Here is an 18,498-nt window from a genome sequence, read left to right as displayed (position 1 = left end):
ATTATTCCCCTAATTCACCTTCTAAGTCTTCAACTTCATGGGCAAATTTTTGAGCAATTTCTTCAATTTCTGGTTCATCAGCAATTACACTATAAGCATCATTTGATATTAAATCGGTATCAGCAAAAAATGTAATATGATTCTTCAAGTTTATTAGCTTAAGAGGGGCGTCACCACCGTATTCCCCATCGAGATTGATCATCATTCGTTTATCCGATTTTGGTTGGATATCTACTTTACTAGTTTTAATATATTCTATTCGTCTATCTTTTAAATGTTTACCACCATCAATAACTAAACGTAACAAGTGTACAATTTCAAATAGGTTAGCTGTTTTGACCAGGATTAATGTAAATTTTCCATCATCCAATTTAGCATCAGGAGCAATCATTTCAAAACCACCAACTGAATTTGTAATTGCAGCAAATATCATGGACACATTGCCTTCAAAGACACCATCGTCATAGGTTATTTTAACTGGTACATTACTAACTCGAGGAAGTAATTCTACTCCTTTTGCTAAGTATGCAAGATAACCAAACATGGTTTTTAATTGACTTGGAACACTATAGGTTAATTCCGTTAAACTACCTGCAGCAGCAATATTGATGAAATATACATCTTCTCTTGCTTGTCCAATATCCATTTTTATGGTTTGGTTTTTACCAATTAATTTAGCTGCTTGAATTGGGTTTGCTCGTGGAATTTTCAATGCTCTAGCAAAGTCATTTGTTGTCCCTGTTGGAATGATGGCCATCATTGGACGTTTCTTCAAAGGAGCAATTCCGCTAACAACTTCATTAATTGTGCCATCACCACCAGCTGCAATTATTAAATCAAATCCTACTTCACCAGCTCTTCTAGCTTCATTTTGTGCTGAATGCTTCGCTGCAGTTGTTTGAAACGCAGATGTTTCATAGCCAAACCCTTCCAAAATATTAAGAACATCAGCCACATTTTTTTTCATAATTTCTTGGCCTGATGTAGGATTATAAATTAGTCTAGCTTTTTTTCTTTTTTTCATTTTTTCTCCATTTATGACAAATTCACTAGCCAGTCTTCATCCTCAATTCTAATTCCGAGAGTACTGGCTTTGTCTAATTTTGACCCAGCATCACTTCCAGCGACTAATAGGTCTGTTTTTTTTGAAACACTTGAGGTAACTTTTGCCCCAAGAGATTCTAATTTTGCTTTGGCTTCATTCCTAGTCAATTGTTCTAGTTTTCCTGTTAAAACAACTGTCATACCAAACAATTTTGCTGTTTTATCAATTTTCTTACCTAAATAAGAAAGATTTAATCCAGCACTTTTTAATTCTGACAGTAATAATTGGGCTTCGGCTTTTTCAAAGTATCGAGCGAGGGATTTGGCAATCACTGTGCCTAATCCATCTATCTGACTTATTTCTTCTTGGTTGGCCTCAACTAGCGATTCGATATCACCAAATTCTTCCAATAATATACGGCTGGCTTTAGCACCGACATGCCGAATTCCTAAACCAAACAATAGTTTATCAGCTGAATTTTTCTTTGAATTAGTTATCGCTGTTAATAATTTTTCGGCAGACTTTTCTTTAATACCTTCTAAAGCTAATAATTGTTCAAGATTTAATTTATAAATATCAGCTACATCATGAATTAGGTTTGCTGAATAGAGCTTCTCGACAATTGCGGGACCCAAGCCAGAAATATTCATTGCATTTCGGCTAGCAAAATGTTCTAAACTTCTTTGAATTAAATTTGGACATAGTGGATTGATACATCTTAAGGCCACTTCATCCTCAAAATGAATCAATTCACTCTGACAAGACGGACATAGACTGGGAATCGGCATTGGTTCAGAATCATCTCGACGTTTATCTGTAACGACCCGTAAAACTGCAGGTATTATATCTCCTGCTTTATAGACAATTACTGTATCTCCAATTCGAATATCTTTATGTTCGATGTAATCGACATTATGCAAGGTTGCTCGACTTACTGTCGTCCCTGCCAATTTAACCGGTGTTAAGTTGGCTGTTGGCGTTACAACACCTGTTCGACCTACTGTCCAATCGACTGATCGAATTTCTGCTTCTTTTTCTTCAGCTGGAAACTTATAAGCAACAGCCCATCTTGGTGCTTTGATGGTAAAGCCCAACTCTTCTTGCATTGCTAGACTGTTTACTTTAATAACAATCCCGTCAATATCATAAGATAATTGGTCTCGTTCAATTTCAATTGCTTGAATAAAGTTCCAAATCTCATCCATAGATTGCGTGATAAGGCGACGTGGGTTAACTGAGAAGCCTAAGTTGTCTAACTTTTCTAGAACTAACTCTTGACTTAATTCATCTGTGGGGCTAGCTTCTTGATATAGGAAGCTTGCTAACTCTCTCTTAGCAACAATTGATGTATCTAACTGACGTAATGTTCCAGCTGCCGCATTCCTTGGATTGGCAAACTCAGTTTCACCATTTTCTTGCCGTTCTAAGTTAATTTGTTGGAAAGATTTCCGTGACATATATGCTTCACCACGGACAGTAATATCAATTGCTTGATCTAACTGGTGAGGAATATCTTTAATCCGTTTGATATTCTCTGTAATGTTTTCACCAATACTACCATCACCACGTGTTGCTCCTGTGACTAACTTACCTTCTTGATAATTAAGGGAAATTGATAAGCCATCTATTTTCAATTCTGCTACATACTCAGCACTTGGAAATTCTGCTTTAACTCGTCGGTCAAATGAGTACAACTCTTCCGGTGAAAAGGCATCCTGTAAACTATAGAGCGGATATGCGTGTTGATATTTTTCGAAACCTGTTAAAACTAGTCCACCGACTGCTTGTGTTGGACTATCTTTTAAAGCATATTCGGGATATTCTTCTTCTAATTGAACCAACTCATGATATAGCCTATCGTAGTCTTGGTCACTAACACTCGGACTATCATTGGTATAGTATTCCAGACGGTATTGGTTTAATAAATCCGTTAATTCTTTTATTCGTTTTTCCATAATCTTATTTTATCATAATTCACCTAATTTGCTAGGTTCTATACTTACTATGAAAAAAAGTAACTTCACTTGTAGTGAAGTTACTTTGTTTATAGGACAAATTTAGTAACTGATTCTTTAAACAGTCAAATCAACCTGTTTTGACAATTTATCAATAATGATTGAACCAATAATTAAAGATACAAATTCTCCTAGGGCTGTCGTAAACCATGTTAGGAATAATGGTGAACCAAAGAAACTCAGTTCAATAGCTACTGTAATCATTGATAGTGCAAAAAAGATTGAAAAATAAAGAAAAGCTTTATTTAACATCCCATTAAATAAATAATCTGATTTATATTTCTTGAATAAGTAGACTCCTAAGCTAACAAATACTAAGGTTGAACCTCCTCCAATAAATACATCAATTAAACCAAAACTGTAAAAATTAGCAATCATACAGCCGATTGTTACAGCAATAATGTACTTTTTATTGTAAAAAGCTAAAAAGTTCATCATTTCAGAAACGCGAAATTGATACATTCCATAAGAGATTGCGTTGAGTGGCGGGGTAATCGTTAAAACGACATATAAAGCTGCAACTAATGCAATTTGGACATAATCACGTACTGTAAAATTTTTCATAAGATTCTCCTTTGGCGTAAAATAAAGATACTTCTTTATCTCGCGTATAATATGCTTGGTGAAAGGAACTTAAGCACCAAGGGTTGCACGGCAACTCAATTATTATAGCATAAAAAGATTAGGAAATGAAACTTTCCAAAAAAATTGCAAGACTTTGGTCTATTATCAAATAATGGTAATAGAAAGCAAAGTTATGTTAACATAAGTGTTGTACATTAAAGTGTGTCTAAATTTAATGAAAATGCAAATTTTTATTAAATTTATAGAATTGATAGGAAATCCTCATGCAAAGTTCTCGTTTAGAAGCATTTAGTGACGCTATATTAGCAATTGTAATTACAATTATGGTTTTACAATTTCAAATGCCAAAAGGTCCCCACATATATGATTTACTTCCCTTATTACCAAAACTGTTGGCATATACCTTAAGTTATTTCTTTGTTATCCTATATTGGATTAACCATCACCATATCCTCTTAAGCGTTAAATTGGTTAATGCGAAAATCATTTGGGCAAATGTTATCTGGTTATTCTTTATGTCATTTATTCCTTTTACTACTTCATGGGTTAGTAAGTACCACATGTATCGTATGCCTTCAATGGTTTATGGAATACTTTTACTTTTTAAAGGAATGTCTTATGTCTTTTTACAAAAAGAAATCTATAACATGACAGATGAAAAAGACCAATTAGGTCAAACAATTGGTCAAGATAAAAAAGGGACTCTGTCATTAGCACTTTGTTCTATTGGAATCATCTTAAGTTTTTTCTCTTCTCATCTAGCCATGGCATGCTACTTATTAACAGCCATTTTCTGGTTTGTCCAAGGCAAAGTTTTTTCAAAAGTAATTACAACTACTCAAACGGATACAGATGAATAGTTAACAAACTTCCTATTCTTGATTCCAATTATGCTCTCAATTGAAGAATTGGGAGCTTTTTAAAACCAAACGTAACTTATAAAAAGCTATACTATGTTAAAATAAACAAAGTTTAATCTGATTAACCAAAAAATTGTAGCAAGCAGTCTAATCAAAATAGAGTTGCAACAGGCAATTGGCAATGACAGTAAAGGGATTCTTTCAATAGTTTTTTACAGTTCAGGAATTTTACTTAGTTACTTTTCACCAACCCTAACAATTGCTTGTTATGTCATTACAGCAATTATGTGGTTTATCCCAGACCGTCGTTTTGCGGTTGTCCTAAATAAAAAAATTGAGCACCTTCGGATGCTCTTTAATGTTTGTCTAAACCTCGTTGTTTTAGATAATCTTTCATAAATGGGCGTGGCGAATTAATTAGTGTTTTAAAAGCCGTGTCAGACCATGTTCTTTGTATTTTACCGTTGGACCGTTTCAAGTAATAGTCCTCACTAATTTTTTCATAAGCTAAGGTGCTAGTTAAGGTCTCATTGGGATATTCATTTCGATGGTGAATGGCATCCGCAGGAAAGCGAGGTTTGGTCCCATATTTAATTGCTGGGTAACCAACAACTAATCCGAAAACAGGAAAGACATAATCTGGCAGGTCAAGAAGCTCTGAGATTGCTTCAATACCATCTCTAACACCACCAATATAACAAACACCCATACCCAATGATTCAGCTGCTATTGTCATGTTTTGAGCTGCTAGACTAGCATCAATTGCCCCGACCATTAAAGCATCTACTCCACCAATTGTTTCTTCTATGGCAATCTCTTTTTCTTTAGCAAAATCATGATGTCGCTTAAAATCACCACAAAAAATAAAAAAGTGACCTGCTTCCAAAATAAATGGCTGTAGTTTTCCAACTTTCACCAATTCTTTTAATAACTTTGGATCATCTATACTCATGATCGAATAGGCTTGTAAGAAACTGGCTGAAGAGGCCGCCTGTGCCGCTTCAACAAGCACCTCAATCTCCTTTTCAGACAATTTTTGGTCTATAAAGTTTCTTACAGAAACATGGTCTAATATAGTGTGGATTGTTTGATTCATATATCTTTACTTTCTACTTTTTCTATTAAATGATAAGCAATAGTAAGCCTGCTACAAACATAAAATAACTGTCATTCTGACTCTATCAGTAATTGCAGACAATGTCAATTCATGAGAATTTATTAAACAATTTTGTGTACAAAAAGACTTGAATCTTGATCCAAGTCTTTTTATTGTTCAAATAAGAGAGATTATACTTATTTCACCTTCATAATACGTACTAAATTAGAACGTTCTGCTTCTTCAAGTTTTAATTCAATATAATGAATTGTCTCATCCAACTGAGGAATAATTGCATATTCCAGACCATTAACTCTTCGACGAGTCTTTTCAATTTCATCAGCCATCAATTGGCAGACCTTTTCCACCTCAGCCAGTCTTAGTAAACTTTCCATCAGTGATTCCATCTGTTCGATGGTTCGATCCATTTCACTATTTGAACTTAAGAAGCTATATGTAAATTCTCTTTGAGAATTATCAATCTCTTCTTTTATGTGAAATTTGGGCACGTGGACGCTCATAATATTTTCTTCTTCAATAAAAAGGTTTGCTTGTCGAACTGGTAGAGCAAATAATTCCTCAACCATGGCGTCACTTTCAACTGATTTAGCCAAGACAAATTCCTGCATAGTGCCTTGCAGACTGTCCTCGACTGTCTTCCGAAGACTATCATTTTCTCTTATCAAAGCAATAAAACGACGCATGAGTTCATCTCGTTTATCTTTTAATAACTTATGACCTCTTTTAGCGGTTTTCAGTCTTTTTTTTAAGTTATTTAATTCCATGCGCGTCGGTTTAACATTTAATCTAACCATCTGTGATAAACCTTTCTGTCACTGCGTTATAGCTAAATCTTACTCTTTACCAAGATATTGATCCAACATATCATCTTTAATCCGCTTTAATTCGGTCCTTGGCAGAATAGCTAATAACTTCCAACTGAGATTTAAGCTTTCTTCAATACTTCGATTATTATAGAAACCTTGATTGATATATTCCTTTTCAAAACGATTTGTAAAGTCTACATAAAGTTTATCAGTATCAGACAAGGCTGATTCTCCAAGGACAACAGCTAATTCTTTAGCTTGTTTTCCTTGAGCATAAGCGGCAAACAATTGATTCATTGTTGCAGCATGGTCTACTCTAGTTTTCCCTTCACCTGAACCCTTGTCTTTCAAACGTGATAAGGATGGCAAAATATTTATTGGAGGTCTAAAACCACTATTATACAATTCATGAGATAAAATGATTTGACCTTCTGTAATGTAACCCGTTAAATCTGGGATAGGATGGGTAATATCATCTTCAGGCATGGTTAAAATTGGAATTTGGGTTACAGAGCCTTTTTTACCAACTAATCTTCCAGCGCGTTCATAAAGTGTTGATAAATTGGTATAAAGATATCCGGGATAACCACGTCGACCAGGAACTTCTCGTCTAGCAGCTGAAATCTCTCGAAGTGCCTCGCAATAGTTAGTCATGTCAGTCATAATAACCAAAACGTGCATATCTTTTTCGTAAGCTAAATATTCTGCGGTTGTTAGAGCTATTCGTGGTGTTGCTATCCGTTCAATTGCTGGGTCATTAGCTAAATTCATAAATAAGACTGACCGGTCAATTGCCCCTGTTTCACGGAGATCATTCATGAAGAATTCTGCCTCTTCAAATGTGATGCCCATGGCTGCAAAGACAACAGCAAAGTTATCATCGGCGTTTAATACTGTTGCTTGTCTGGCAATCTGCGCAGCTAATTCATTATGAGGAAGCCCAGAACCTGAGAAAACTGGTAATTTCTGTCCGCGGACGAGTGTATTCAGATGGTCGATGGCTGAGATTCCTGTTTGAATAAATTCATCAGGATAATCACGCGCCACGGGATTTATTGCTTGCCCATCAATATCTAAATATTTTTCAGGTAGCAAATCAGGTCCCCCATCAATCGGTTTCCCCATGCCATCAAAAATCCGCCCAATCATATCCTCTGAAACGGCAACTTCCAGTGGATGTCCTGTAAATCTAACCTTAGTTTTGGCAAGATTAATCCCACTAGAACCTTCAAATAATTGAACCATGGCCTTATCCTCATGAACCTCTAAGACTTGTCCTTGGCGCTTTTGACCATCATGCATACTGATTTCGACTAGCTCATTATAGTGGACGCCTGAAACTTGGTCCACAATCATTAGAGGACCAACCACTTCACTGACTGTTCGATATTCTTTTATAGCTGTCATATTAGAGTCCTCCTTTCTCAATGATACTTTGAATGTCTACTTTTATTTGCTCGCTGATGGCACTTATTTGTTCAAGTTCAGTTTCAGCAATATATTTGCTTCTAGCCAATCTATCACGATTGGCAACAGTCCCATCCATAATCTCAGTAAAATAAGCGCCCAAAGCTAAGGCTCTCTGTGCTTCTTTTTGGAAGGTAAGGATATTTGTTAACATAGCATCTTGCTTTTTGAATGATGTGAATGTATCAACTGTATCAAATGCATTCTGCTGTAAAAAATCTTCTCGAATCTGGCGGGCAACTGCCATTGTTAATTTATCTTGTTCAGATAATGAATCTAAACCAACCAAACGCACAATTTCTTCTAAACTTGCTTCTTCTTGCAGTGTATTCATAGCACTGGTCACTTTTTCAGACCAATTTGTATTTTCCTTCTTACTAATCACTTTTGCTAATTCATCCTTATATAAGGAGTAAGAATTCAACCAATTGATTGCCGGAAAATGGCGACGTTGAGCCAGTGGTGCATCAAGACCCCAAAAGACTTTAACAATCCGCAATGTATTTTGCGTAACTGGCTCAGAAATATCCCCTCCTGGAGGTGAGACAGCTCCAATAGCCGTAATTGAACCTTCACGTCCATCAGTTCCTAAAACTTGAAAACGTCCTGCACGTTCATAATACTCAGCAATCCGACTACCTAAATATGCAGGATAACCTTCATCACCAGGCATTTCTTCTAAGCGGCCTGACATTTCCCGAAGCGCCTCAGCCCATCGAGATGTTGAATCTGCCATAATAGCCACTGAATAACCCATATCTCTAAAATATTCAGCAATTGTTATCCCTGTATAAATCGAAGCTTCACGCGCAGCTACCGGCATATTCGATGTATTCGCTATTAATACTGTCCGTTCCATAATTGATTGACCTGTATTGGGATCAATTAATTCTGGAAACTCATTTAATACATCGGTCATCTCATTACCACGCTCACCACAACCTACATAGATAACAATATCGACATTAGCAAATTTTGCAATCTGATGCTGTACGACTGTTTTTCCTGCACCAAATGGTCCTGGAACAGCTGCAGCTCCTCCTTTTGCCACTGGGAAAAAGGTGTCGATGACACGTTGACCTGTAATCAGTGGTTCAACTGGAATTAATTTTTTAGCAACAGGACGTCCTTTACGGACAGGCCATTTTTGCATTAAACTTCCTTTGTAAATACTACCATCAGCTTGTTTAATTTGATATACACAGTCATCAACAGTGAACTGACCTGATGAAATGGCAATCAACTTACCTGAAACCTGGTTTGGAACCATGATACGATGTTCAATAACTTTTGTTTCTTGAACACAACCTAGTATATCACCTGGGTTAACCTCACTGCCAATTTCTATACTAGCATCAAATGACCACTTTGCTTCACGATCTAAGCTTGGAACTTCAGCTCCACGAATTAAAAAGTTACTTTTGGTAACTGATTTGAAACGATCGAGTGGTCTTTGGATACCATCAAACATTTCTGAAAGTAATCCTGGACCTAATTCTACTGACAAAGGTTGGCCAGTTGATGAAACTGGTTCACCAGGACCTATCCCAGAAGTTTCCTCATATACTTGAATAGAAGCCTGATCTTTTCTCATTTCAATGATTTCACCAATTAGTCCTAAACGACCTACTCGACAAATATCTTGAATATTAGCTTCTTCCATTCCAGAGGCCACAACTAATGGTCCTGAAACTTTTATAATTTTCCCTTGACTCAAGTTTGTCTCCTTTAAAATCTATCTTTAAATATGCATTTATTTAATCTACTTACTGACAATCTCAATTAATTAAAAATTGGCTATTCATTTAATGCATCTTAAAATGCTTATAATATATTTTGCCCAACTGCTCTTTCCACTCTTTCTTCCAAAAATTGCCGACCTAGTTTTGCCTTACCTTTGAAGTTTGGAATTAAGATAATGGCTGGCATAATTTGATTGTCATAGAAAGCAATGGTATCAGGTATTTTTTCTGCAATATCTTCTGTGATATAAATGATGCCAAAATTATCCATGGCTAATTGACGGAGAGTATTTACTGCTTCTTCCGCACTAACAACAGGATAAGTGAAAAAACCAATAATTTGAAAAGGTAGAATGGCATCCCGATTTCCTATGACACCAATTTTATAAGTTGTATTATTCATAAATAGGTCTCATTCTTTCTTTAACAAGTTCAATTGGCAAATCATTGACAAGTGCCGAGATTAAGAGTCTGAAATTTTTAATCTCAAACTCCAGTCCTAAAAGATATCTTAAAAGCTGATAAGGACCATCTGCATTATATTTTCCACTTTCAAAAGCACTAAATAAGAGTTGATCAACTAGCCTTTCAAGTTCTGGCAGGGTTAATTTATCATTAACTAAAGCAGTCTGAGCCTCTTTAAATTGCAACGAAAACACATCCGGATTTAATTGATTAAACCAAGTGGATACTTCCTTGCCCTCGGCTAGATCAAGATAAGTACTCAGGCCTAAATGACCTTGATCACTTATCAATTGTTTCATAAAGCCTTGATTTTTGTGTAAAGCATCAGCACGTTTAACTGTTATTAGGTTGTAAAATTGAATGATAAGACTTGTTGCTTGATAAATTTTCTGGTCGTCTAACTGCTCAGCAATTCGCTTAAGGTGTTTAAAGTAAGCCAAATCACAGCCAACTTCTAAGACCCTGTAATCCTGATAGTTTAGGTGTTCTTGCCAAATAGCAGCTACCTCATTTACCAAATGGTCAGGTAAAACATCTGAGGATAGAGTTCTTACCAGATGGTCTAAATGACTCAAAGAAACTTTTCCAATCGGGATAAGGAGCTTACTCAAATCTTGCTTGCTAGCCTTTTCTTTCAGGAGAACCTTCAAATTATGATAGAGATAAGGGAGAGCTAAAACTTCCACAACCTCACCCGAAGGAGACTCTTGAAAAGCCCATTGATAAGCAACAATTAATTTAGACATCAGCGCCTTTTCGACAAGATCCAAATTCTCAAAATTTTCAACTTTAATGGCGTAACCTTTCTCCTGCATAAGATTAATAATTGTCTCTTTATTCGGATTTAAAAGGATTTTTTGGAATTGCTGAGCTGAAATCATTTCTTTTTCTTTAACTGCAATCGTCGTATTGATTTGGGCGAATTGTTCTTTTTCCATAACGCCTCCTATCGATCACTAAATAATTGATTTGAAATCTCCGCGCATTCACTTTTAAAAAGGGAGTTTACTAGAAGACTGTACAAGTATGTATAATCAACCTTATCCATCGAAATAACAAACCCAGCTTCTCCATCAATAAAATCTTTTGAAAATTGACAATTAGGGTATGTTTCTTCAAATTTTCGAAAATCATCCTGATTAAATTTTTGAGCGGTGATTTGCCCAAAAGTTACCTGACAGCTTTCGGTTTGGTATTTTGTCAGAATTTGATTCATAAATGATAATTCTTCACCTTTTTCCCAATTTTCCATTTTGGACAAAGCCTCATTAAATAAAGATTTTAATACCTCTTGCTTAATGGCTAAGCTAGATTGCCGTTCTTGATTACGTAATTGTTGCATCTGGACCTGATAGCCACGGTCAAGCTCTTTTAACTGAATCAATTTTGATTCTTTTTTTTCAACAATTACTTTTTCTTTTTCCAAATCGAATTGTTGATCTATAGCTAGCAAGTCTTTATCTAGTTGAGCCTGCCCTTCCTGATAAGCTTTTTCAAGAACACTAGCTTTTAAATTTTCAATAGCAGTCATTAACCTGTACTCCTTTCAAGCCTTCTTTCAGTTCTTGTATTATTTTCATAAAAGTTAGGCCTATTAACCAACACGAAGAGTTAAAATGAAGGAAATAACAAAGGCTAAAATAGCATAGGTTTCAACCATAGCTGCCAAAATGGCACCTTTCATAAAGTCCTCTGGACGTTTGGCAAGAATTTGCATTGCTGAAACAGAAACATTACCTTGGTGTTTAGCTGAAAAATAACCAACAATTGCTACTGGAAGTGCTACAAAGAAATAAGCTACTCCTTTTTCTAGAGACAAATCTGGTGTTAATTGCAACCAAATCAAGATACCAATAACAAATCCATACAAACCTTGTGTACCTGGTAAAAGCTGTAATATTAAAGCTGAGGCAAATTTTTCTGGCTCTTCTTTTAAAAGCGCTGCTGCAGCTTGTCCTGCCTTACCAACCCCATGGGCTGACCCCATACCACTCAAACTGACCGCGATAGCAATTCCCATAGCTGCAAAAAAAGCGCCTCCGTGAGTTGCAAAATATGATGCTAAGTTTTCCATTATTTTTCCTCCAATTGTTCTTCTCTATTAATTTTAAGATACTTTTCTGAATATTTAAGTGGTTGAAAAGCCTGCCCGCCACCTTGATAAAATTTACCAAAAAATTCTACAAACATTAATCTTGCCCCGTGAACATATCCTGACAAGAGTGATAAAAAGATATTTATAGCATGCAATAAGATAAATAGGATAATCCCAATGGTAAATCTACCGACTGGAGGAAAAATCCCAACAATTAAATTAAATGCAGAACCAATGCTCGCCCCTGATAATCCTAGCGCCATCAGTCTGGTAAAAGAAACCAAATCTCCAATATAGGAGCTGATATTATAAAGATTATACAGGCCTGAACCAATCCCTTTTAGGCTCTTAGCTTTAACAACAGCCACAATCACAATACCAATGGCATTAATTATTGCTAACCATTTACCTATAATTAATAAACCAACAAATTTTGGTATTGCTAAACCTATTGCAATCAATAGTAAGCCGATTAAGATGAAACACCAAGCAAATCCTGAACGATAGGCTTCACCGTAATCTTTCATTTTTACTTCTTGTAAACCACCCAATACCAGTCCAACTATGACTGTGATGAATCCGAATATAACGGATAATATCAATATTGACATGACATCAGTTTGAGTGGATAATATTGCAAAAGGAAGATTGAAGCCAAAAAACGAGCCATAAATCAGACCCCAAAGTGAAACAGCAAGTCCTAAGATATTGAAAAATGATAAAAAACGTTTTTGTTTTTCTTGCAATGAAAAGAGTTTCAAAGCTAAGAAAGTAGCTACAAACAAGAGTAAGCCGTAACCTAAATCCGCTACCATCATTCCAAAGAAGGTAAAGTAAAATGGTGCTAAAAATGGGGTTGGATCTTTTTCATTGTATTTTGGTAAAGCATACATCTCCGTAATCAATTCAAATGGACTAATTAGTGGATGATTCTTAAGTTTAATTGGTACTTTTTCCCAATCTGCCTCTGTAACTTCTTGGTCATCAATCATAATAGCTTGACCAAATTTTTTAGTGAGGACTTCTTTAACTCTAGCTATTGACTGAGTTTCACTCCATCCTTGGATTGTCACCAAGTGGCTAGTACTAGCCATTTTAGATTTTGATTGATGAAGATTATAAGTATCAATAACAGCATCAGTAGCTATTTGTAATTGCAGTAATTCCTGCCCAGAAGTTCCTAATTGACTTTCTAAGGCAATTTTCTCTTTTTCTAGTTTTGCAAGATTGTCATTATTAATTTTTATTACTTCCTCAGGCAATTTTGATTCCTGATAGTCGAGAGAGAGAAAATGGTATTCCTCAAGATTAACCTCATCTTCCTTATTCCAAAAAAGTAACAATCCAATTTCAGTTTCATCATGAAATATCTCTTCACAAACCATTTGCGAATTCTTTTTTAACTGCTCATAAATTTTGCCATCAGCAGTATTTGGTATTGTGCCGATTGCTCCTTGAAGAAATTGGTATTGACTAAGTTGGATGGGTAAGGTTTTCAGTGGAAGCCATTTAGAGAGAATTGCATTTAATGCTTTCAACTCAGATATCTTTTTGTTAACATTCTCTAACTTATTGATTCTTTGCGTTAATAGTTCTTGGACTAAACTAAATCTTTTATCAGCATCCTCTGCAAATAATTGTTCTAGCGAGACAGTTTGCTTCCCTTTTTTTAATGCTGAAATTTTACTTTCTTTAGGTAAAAAGTTTGAAAGAGAGGCTATTAATTTTTCTAGCTCTGCTTGCCTTGTTTGTAATACATGCAAATAATCATGTTCACTAATCGGACTTTCACCCATCAAATTATTAGTCTTAACTTGAGGAATTGTAACCTCTTGACTTTCGAAAGCGCTTTTCCAAGAATCTAACTGACTGATATCTCTTATTTCAACCGACTCCAATTCTTGCAGTGTCACTAGTAAATCATCTAAAATCTCTTTATTAAATAGAAAAGAAATTTTTCTCATTTGACTAATAGCCATAGGTACTTACCACCTTGTCTACTATTTGATTGATAATGGTTTCTTTATTATCCTTCATAATAGCTTCAGCTTTTTCTTTATTCATTTCTTGAGTACTTAGCACTTTGCTTTCCAGAAGTTTCAGCTGATTGATTAAGTCAAATTCTTTTTCTGTTAAAGCATTTTGAATTTCGACATCATAGGTAGCTTTCAACTTTGTAATCTCTTCATTTTTTTGAATTTTGTAGTCTTTTTTCTTTTGTAAAAAGCTATCGCTGATTGCTTTTGCTTCAGCTTCAATGCTTGTCATTTCTGTCAAAATTGATTGAGACATAGATTTCTCCTTTCTTACAAGACTTCAATTTAAAATTCACCAATTAAATTTAAGTAAGAATTTATTTTTGATATGCCATTCAAAAAAATTAAAAACCCAAATTTTAGGGAAATCCGGCAGACTCATTCTGCCATGCGATATCCCATAAAGTTTGGATCACTGATCATCTCAAAAATTTGGTTCAAACTCATTTGGGAGCTTGTAAAGACAAGCCAATTATTCACGCACTTAATCCTTACATAAATTGTATAAAATTATACTATTTATTTGTTTCGTTTTTAGTTGACCTGACACTGTCTAAAATTCTTTGTCTTGTACGATATTTATAAGTATACAATACTCCTTTTTTCTAAAAAAAGTAAGCTTTTGCATATTAAGTTGTATATTTTTTTATTTTTTTGATTAACTTAATATCCGGTTTAAGTCTTCATTAATATTTTAATTGATAAGCTTTCTGCTCTTAATGATCCATAGCTTGTAATTCTTGTTTTGTAATTACTTTGAAGTTTTTAAAGTCAACGCCACCTAAGTAACCTGCTAGTAGACTTAAGATGATGCAGCCCACTGCTGTAATTAAAACCTTTACCATCGGGTTATATGCAAACATAACTGCAAATCCTGCAATCGGAGTGGCTGTTCCTGGCGTGTCATTTACAAGCCTCATCAAAGCAATTAACACACCACATGCTGCTCCGCCAAAGAAGTTGGTTACATATATTGGAATAGGATTAGCTGAAGTTACATCGGCCTGAGTCAAAGGTTCAATCGCAAATGCGATATTGTCTTTTCTTTCACCAAGCTTAAGTTTATAAAATAGGACACCGTTCATAAATGAAGAACCAAATACTGATAAGGCACCGATAGCCATTGGAATACCAGTGAGTCCTAGCATAGCTGTCAAAGCCATTGAAGATAATGGAGCTGTTGCTACGACAACAATTGTTCCTCCAAGTATAATCCCCATAATTATTGGAGAACTTTGGGCAGTTGAAGTTAAGATTTCACCAATTGTTAAAAGTGTTTTATCAACTATTGGAGAAATTACTTTAGCAATAAGTCTTGTCATTGGTGCAGCAAAAACAATAATTGAAATTAAATCTAAACCACCGGGAATTTTTCTCTCCATCCATTTAACAACAAATGACATTAAATAACCAGCTATAAAACCTGGTAAAATTCCAAAACTAGTTACTGAAAGACCAATTAACACTGCATAACCTGGTGTTACACCTACTGCAATAGCAACTAAAATAGCTGCTGCCACACCTCCCATTGATCCATTAGCAGCACCAACTTCACTTAGGAACTTAAATCCTAAAACTTGTCCAAAAAAAGAGTCTTGAAATGCTTCTACTAAAAATGAAGCACAAGCTGCTGCCGCAAGCGCACCCATTGCTTTAGTACCATGAGGTGCTTTATAGTTAAAAAGAGAAAATAATGCTAAAACGAGTAAAAGAAGACCTGTACCAATAATAATGTCCATAAAAGATTTTCCACCATTCTTTAATAAAATTTTTTATTATAATAATTTTGCACATGCCTCTATACAGATAGAAGCATCATATGGGAATGCAGCCACTTGAACAACTGTTCGTGTGGGATAAGGCTTTTCAAATAAATGCAACATGATTTCATTTAAATGATTAAATTGTGATATATCATTTAAATATATCGTTAGTTTAAAAATTGCATTCAAATCAAGATTATTTTCTTGTAGAATACCTTTAATATTTGTGAAGGCTTGTCGACACTGCTCTCTAAAATCACTGGATACATTACCAGTTTCTGGATTAACTGGTAATTGACTAGAAAGATATAGGATATCCCATTCAATTCTGGAAATAGAATATGGCCCAATTGGATTGGGATACTCACTCATAAATGAACCTACTTTTTGATATAAATAAATTTTACATGAAATCGGATACATAGTCAATAAAAATTTATCATTTTAATAATTTTTTATTATCACGATAACTATTGTTTGTCTTTTAGGAGGAAATATATTACTATATAAGTAACAGAGCTGTAAAGGAAAATCAACATGAAAAGTGAACAATTAAATCATTGGAAAACTGTTATTGCATTTTTAAGTGGTGTTTTAGGAAAAAATTATGAAATTATTCTTCATGTGATTGATGAAGATGATATTTATATTGGTGAGATTGTCAATAATCATATTAGTGGTCGAACAAAGAATTCCCCTCTTACTACTTTTGCTTTAGATTTGATAAATAAAAAGGTTTATTTAGAAAAGGACTATGTTACAAATTATAAAGCAATTGTTAGCCCTGAAAATAAGGAAGTCCGTGGATCAACTTATTTTATAAAAAATGATCAGGGACAGTTAGAAGGTATGTTATGTATTAATTTGGACATTTCCGCTTATAAAAATATAGCTGCAAATGTTTTATCATTGGCTAATTTAGACCTAGGTCAACTGATTCCTGATTTAACTCAAAAAGCAACGACTATGACCCAAGAAGAAACAGTTGAAGTTTTATCTAACAATATCCAAGATATTATTAGTGAAATTATTGACCCTTCACTTATTAATCAAAACATTCAATTAAGTCAAGATGTCAAAATTGAAATTGTAACTAAATTATCTGAAAAAGGTGTCTTCCAACTCAAAGGAGCTGTTTCCAAGGTTGCTGAGATATTAAAAATCTCTGAACCTAGTGTTTATCGTTATCTAAAAAAAGTTGAAATGGATTGATTACGAATACTTAAAAGAAAAAGACTTCTAATAGTTTAGAAGTCTTTTTAATATCTATTGTAACCCAAACATTAGCAAGACATAATATGATTTTTATTTAGATTTTTGAACAATAACAGCTTGTCCCTGACCACCGCCGATACATAAAGTTGCAAGTCCATATTCTACATCACGTTTATTCATTTCGGAAATCAAGGTCACTAAGATACGTGCACCAGAAGCCCCAATTGGGTGCCCAAGGGCAATTGCTCCGCCGTTAACATTGATTTTTTCTGGATCAAGATTTAATTCTTTTGCAACTGCAAGAGATTGCGATGCGAAAGCCTCATTTGCTTCAATCAAATCAATTTGTTCCATTTTTAAATTCGCTTTACTTAGAGCTTTGCGACTAGCAGGGATTGGACCACATCCCATTAGACTTGGTTCTACACCCGCACTAGCTGAGCTCAGAATGGTCGCTAAAATAGGCAAGCCTAACTGTTCAGCTTTTTCTCGACTCATAAGTAATAAAGCTGCAGCACCATCATTGATACCAGATGCATTACCTGCAGTTACAGTACCATCTTCCTTAAGGAAAGAAGGACGTAATTTTGCTAACTTTTCAAGACTACTATCTGTTCTTGGGTACTCGTCCTGATCAACTATCAGATTCTCTCCACGACGTTGAGGAACTCTTACTGGAACTATTTCTTCATTAAAACGGTTTGATTCAATAGCTACTTTTGCTTTAAGTTGACTATTTAAAGCAAATTGATCCTGCTCCTCTCTACTTATATTGTACTGTCGAGCAATATTTTCAGCAGTAATTCCCATGTGGTAGTTATTAAAAGCATCACTCAGACCATCTGAAATCATGGTGTCAACGACCTTGGATTCGCCCATTCGTGAGCCCCATCTTTGGTTAGTAATGACATATGGAGCCTGGCTCATATTCTCTGTACCACCAACTATAACAACCTCAGCATCACCAGAAAGAATTTTTAGGGCACCTAATTCCACGGACTTTAATCCAGAACCACAAACCATATCTAAGGTAAAGGCTGGCGTGGTAACAGGCAATCCGGCATAAATTGCAATCTGTCTTGCAACATTTTGTCCTAATCCTGCATGTAGGACATTTCCAAAAATAACTTCTTCCACTAAACCAGGAGCAATTTTTGTATCTTGTAAAATTTTCTCAACTACTGTCGTACCTAAATCTACGGCTGAAACAGTTTTAAAGGCACCTCCAAAGTTTCCAATTGGGGTTCTTAAAGCTGAAACGACAACTACTTCTTTTGACATATATAC

18 protein-coding genes and 1 riboswitch are annotated in these 18,498 nt (G+C 35.1%); of the genes, 2 read left to right on the top strand and 16 right to left on the bottom strand.

Annotated elements, in window-relative coordinates; translation table 11 throughout:
- Position 1: 1 nt before the first annotated feature.
- From MKY69_RS03640 to MKY69_RS03630, 3 genes are all read right to left on the bottom strand, one after another.
- The gene (locus tag MKY69_RS03640; protein ID WP_003105693.1) at positions 2–1,024 is read right to left on the bottom strand and encodes a diacylglycerol kinase family lipid kinase; all 1,023 of its coding nucleotides are present in this window, start codon (positions 1,022–1,024) and stop codon (positions 2–4) included.
- A gap of 11 nt (positions 1,025–1,035) precedes the next feature.
- Positions 1,036–3,000, bottom strand: coding sequence for an NAD-dependent DNA ligase LigA (ligA, locus tag MKY69_RS03635; protein ID WP_003106480.1), 1,965 nt, complete (start codon positions 2,998–3,000; stop codon positions 1,036–1,038).
- 117 nt (positions 3,001–3,117) lie between these two features.
- Positions 3,118–3,624, bottom strand: a complete 507-nt coding sequence (locus MKY69_RS03630) for a QueT transporter family protein (RefSeq protein ID WP_003103402.1) — start codon at positions 3,622–3,624, stop codon at positions 3,118–3,120.
- Positions 3,622–3,736, bottom strand: a riboswitch (PreQ1 riboswitch). Its footprint overlaps the gene before it by 3 nt.
- Before the next feature lie 172 nt (positions 3,737–3,908).
- Here MKY69_RS03630 and MKY69_RS03625 point away from each other — a divergent pair.
- Positions 3,909–4,505 (top strand): TMEM175 family protein, encoded by a 597-nt coding sequence (locus MKY69_RS03625; RefSeq protein WP_076751711.1) that lies wholly within the window; start codon positions 3,909–3,911, stop codon positions 4,503–4,505.
- A 355-nt stretch (positions 4,506–4,860) separates the two neighbouring features.
- Here MKY69_RS03625 and nfsA read toward each other — a convergent pair whose 3' ends face one another.
- The 12 genes from nfsA to MKY69_RS03565 all read right to left on the bottom strand — a co-directional run bounded on the left by nfsA (position 4,861) and on the right by MKY69_RS03565 (position 16,368).
- On the bottom strand, positions 4,861–5,601 hold the full coding sequence (gene nfsA, locus MKY69_RS03620; protein WP_003106473.1) for an oxygen-insensitive NADPH nitroreductase: 741 nt from the start codon (positions 5,599–5,601) through the stop codon (positions 4,861–4,863).
- A 197-nt stretch (positions 5,602–5,798) separates the two neighbouring features.
- Positions 5,799–6,416, bottom strand: coding sequence for a V-type ATP synthase subunit D (locus MKY69_RS03615; RefSeq protein ID WP_340790975.1), 618 nt, complete (start codon positions 6,414–6,416; stop codon positions 5,799–5,801).
- A gap of 39 nt (positions 6,417–6,455) precedes the next feature.
- Positions 6,456–7,835, bottom strand: a complete 1,380-nt coding sequence (locus tag MKY69_RS03610; RefSeq protein WP_003103945.1) for a V-type ATP synthase subunit B — start codon at positions 7,833–7,835, stop codon at positions 6,456–6,458.
- 1 nt (position 7,836) lies between these two features.
- Positions 7,837–9,612, bottom strand: coding sequence for a V-type ATP synthase subunit A (locus MKY69_RS03605; RefSeq protein ID WP_013793791.1), 1,776 nt, complete (start codon positions 9,610–9,612; stop codon positions 7,837–7,839).
- Between the two features lie 107 nt (positions 9,613–9,719).
- Positions 9,720–10,040, bottom strand: a complete 321-nt coding sequence (locus MKY69_RS03600; protein ID WP_003104675.1) for a V-type ATP synthase subunit F — start codon at positions 10,038–10,040, stop codon at positions 9,720–9,722.
- The gene (locus MKY69_RS03595) at positions 10,033–11,040 is read right to left on the bottom strand and encodes a V-type ATPase subunit (RefSeq protein ID WP_004234336.1); all 1,008 of its coding nucleotides are present in this window, start codon (positions 11,038–11,040) and stop codon (positions 10,033–10,035) included. Before MKY69_RS03595 ends, MKY69_RS03600 begins: the two co-directional genes overlap by 8 nt.
- A gap of 8 nt (positions 11,041–11,048) precedes the next feature.
- A complete protein-coding gene (locus MKY69_RS03590) occupies positions 11,049–11,633 on the bottom strand; it encodes a hypothetical protein (protein WP_003106465.1) in 585 nt (194 codons plus the stop codon).
- A gap of 63 nt (positions 11,634–11,696) precedes the next feature.
- Positions 11,697–12,176 (bottom strand): V-type ATP synthase subunit K, encoded by a 480-nt coding sequence (locus tag MKY69_RS03585; protein ID WP_003104626.1) that lies wholly within the window; start codon positions 12,174–12,176, stop codon positions 11,697–11,699.
- The gene (locus MKY69_RS03580) at positions 12,176–14,176 is read right to left on the bottom strand and encodes a V-type ATP synthase subunit I (protein ID WP_003106461.1); all 2,001 of its coding nucleotides are present in this window, start codon (positions 14,174–14,176) and stop codon (positions 12,176–12,178) included. The genes MKY69_RS03585 and MKY69_RS03580 overlap by 1 nt, the downstream gene beginning before the upstream one ends.
- Positions 14,166–14,489 carry a hypothetical protein gene (locus MKY69_RS03575; RefSeq protein WP_003106460.1) on the bottom strand — a complete coding sequence of 108 codons (324 nt, stop codon included), beginning with the start codon at positions 14,487–14,489 and terminating at the stop codon, positions 14,166–14,168. Before MKY69_RS03575 ends, MKY69_RS03580 begins: the two co-directional genes overlap by 11 nt.
- A gap of 460 nt (positions 14,490–14,949) precedes the next feature.
- Positions 14,950–15,972, bottom strand: coding sequence for a PTS sugar transporter subunit IIC (locus MKY69_RS03570; RefSeq protein ID WP_340790974.1), 1,023 nt, complete (start codon positions 15,970–15,972; stop codon positions 14,950–14,952).
- Positions 15,973–16,008: 36 nt separating this feature from the next.
- On the bottom strand, positions 16,009–16,368 hold the full coding sequence (locus MKY69_RS03565; RefSeq protein ID WP_340790973.1) for a RidA family protein: 360 nt from the start codon (positions 16,366–16,368) through the stop codon (positions 16,009–16,011).
- 165 nt (positions 16,369–16,533) lie between these two features.
- Here MKY69_RS03565 and MKY69_RS03560 point away from each other — a divergent pair, with 165 nt between their 5' ends.
- Positions 16,534–17,208: a helix-turn-helix transcriptional regulator gene (locus tag MKY69_RS03560; RefSeq protein WP_003106457.1), complete on the top strand. Its 675-nt coding sequence runs from the start codon at positions 16,534–16,536 to the stop codon at positions 17,206–17,208.
- Positions 17,209–17,301: 93 nt separating this feature from the next.
- On the opposite strand, the gene MKY69_RS03555 is transcribed toward MKY69_RS03560, so the two are convergent.
- Complete coding sequence (locus MKY69_RS03555) at positions 17,302–18,492, bottom strand: acetyl-CoA C-acetyltransferase (RefSeq protein ID WP_340790972.1); 1,191 nt, start codon at positions 18,490–18,492, stop codon at positions 17,302–17,304.
- Positions 18,493–18,498 lie beyond the last annotated feature (6 nt).

The sequence above is a fragment of the Streptococcus sp. FSL R7-0212 genome (assembly GCF_038007985.1).
In the GTDB taxonomy this organism is placed as follows: Bacteria; Bacillota; Bacilli; order Lactobacillales; family Streptococcaceae; genus Streptococcus; species Streptococcus parauberis.
The sequence above is the reverse complement of the archived record's forward strand: the minus strand, read 5'-3'. Positions and strand labels throughout refer to the sequence as shown.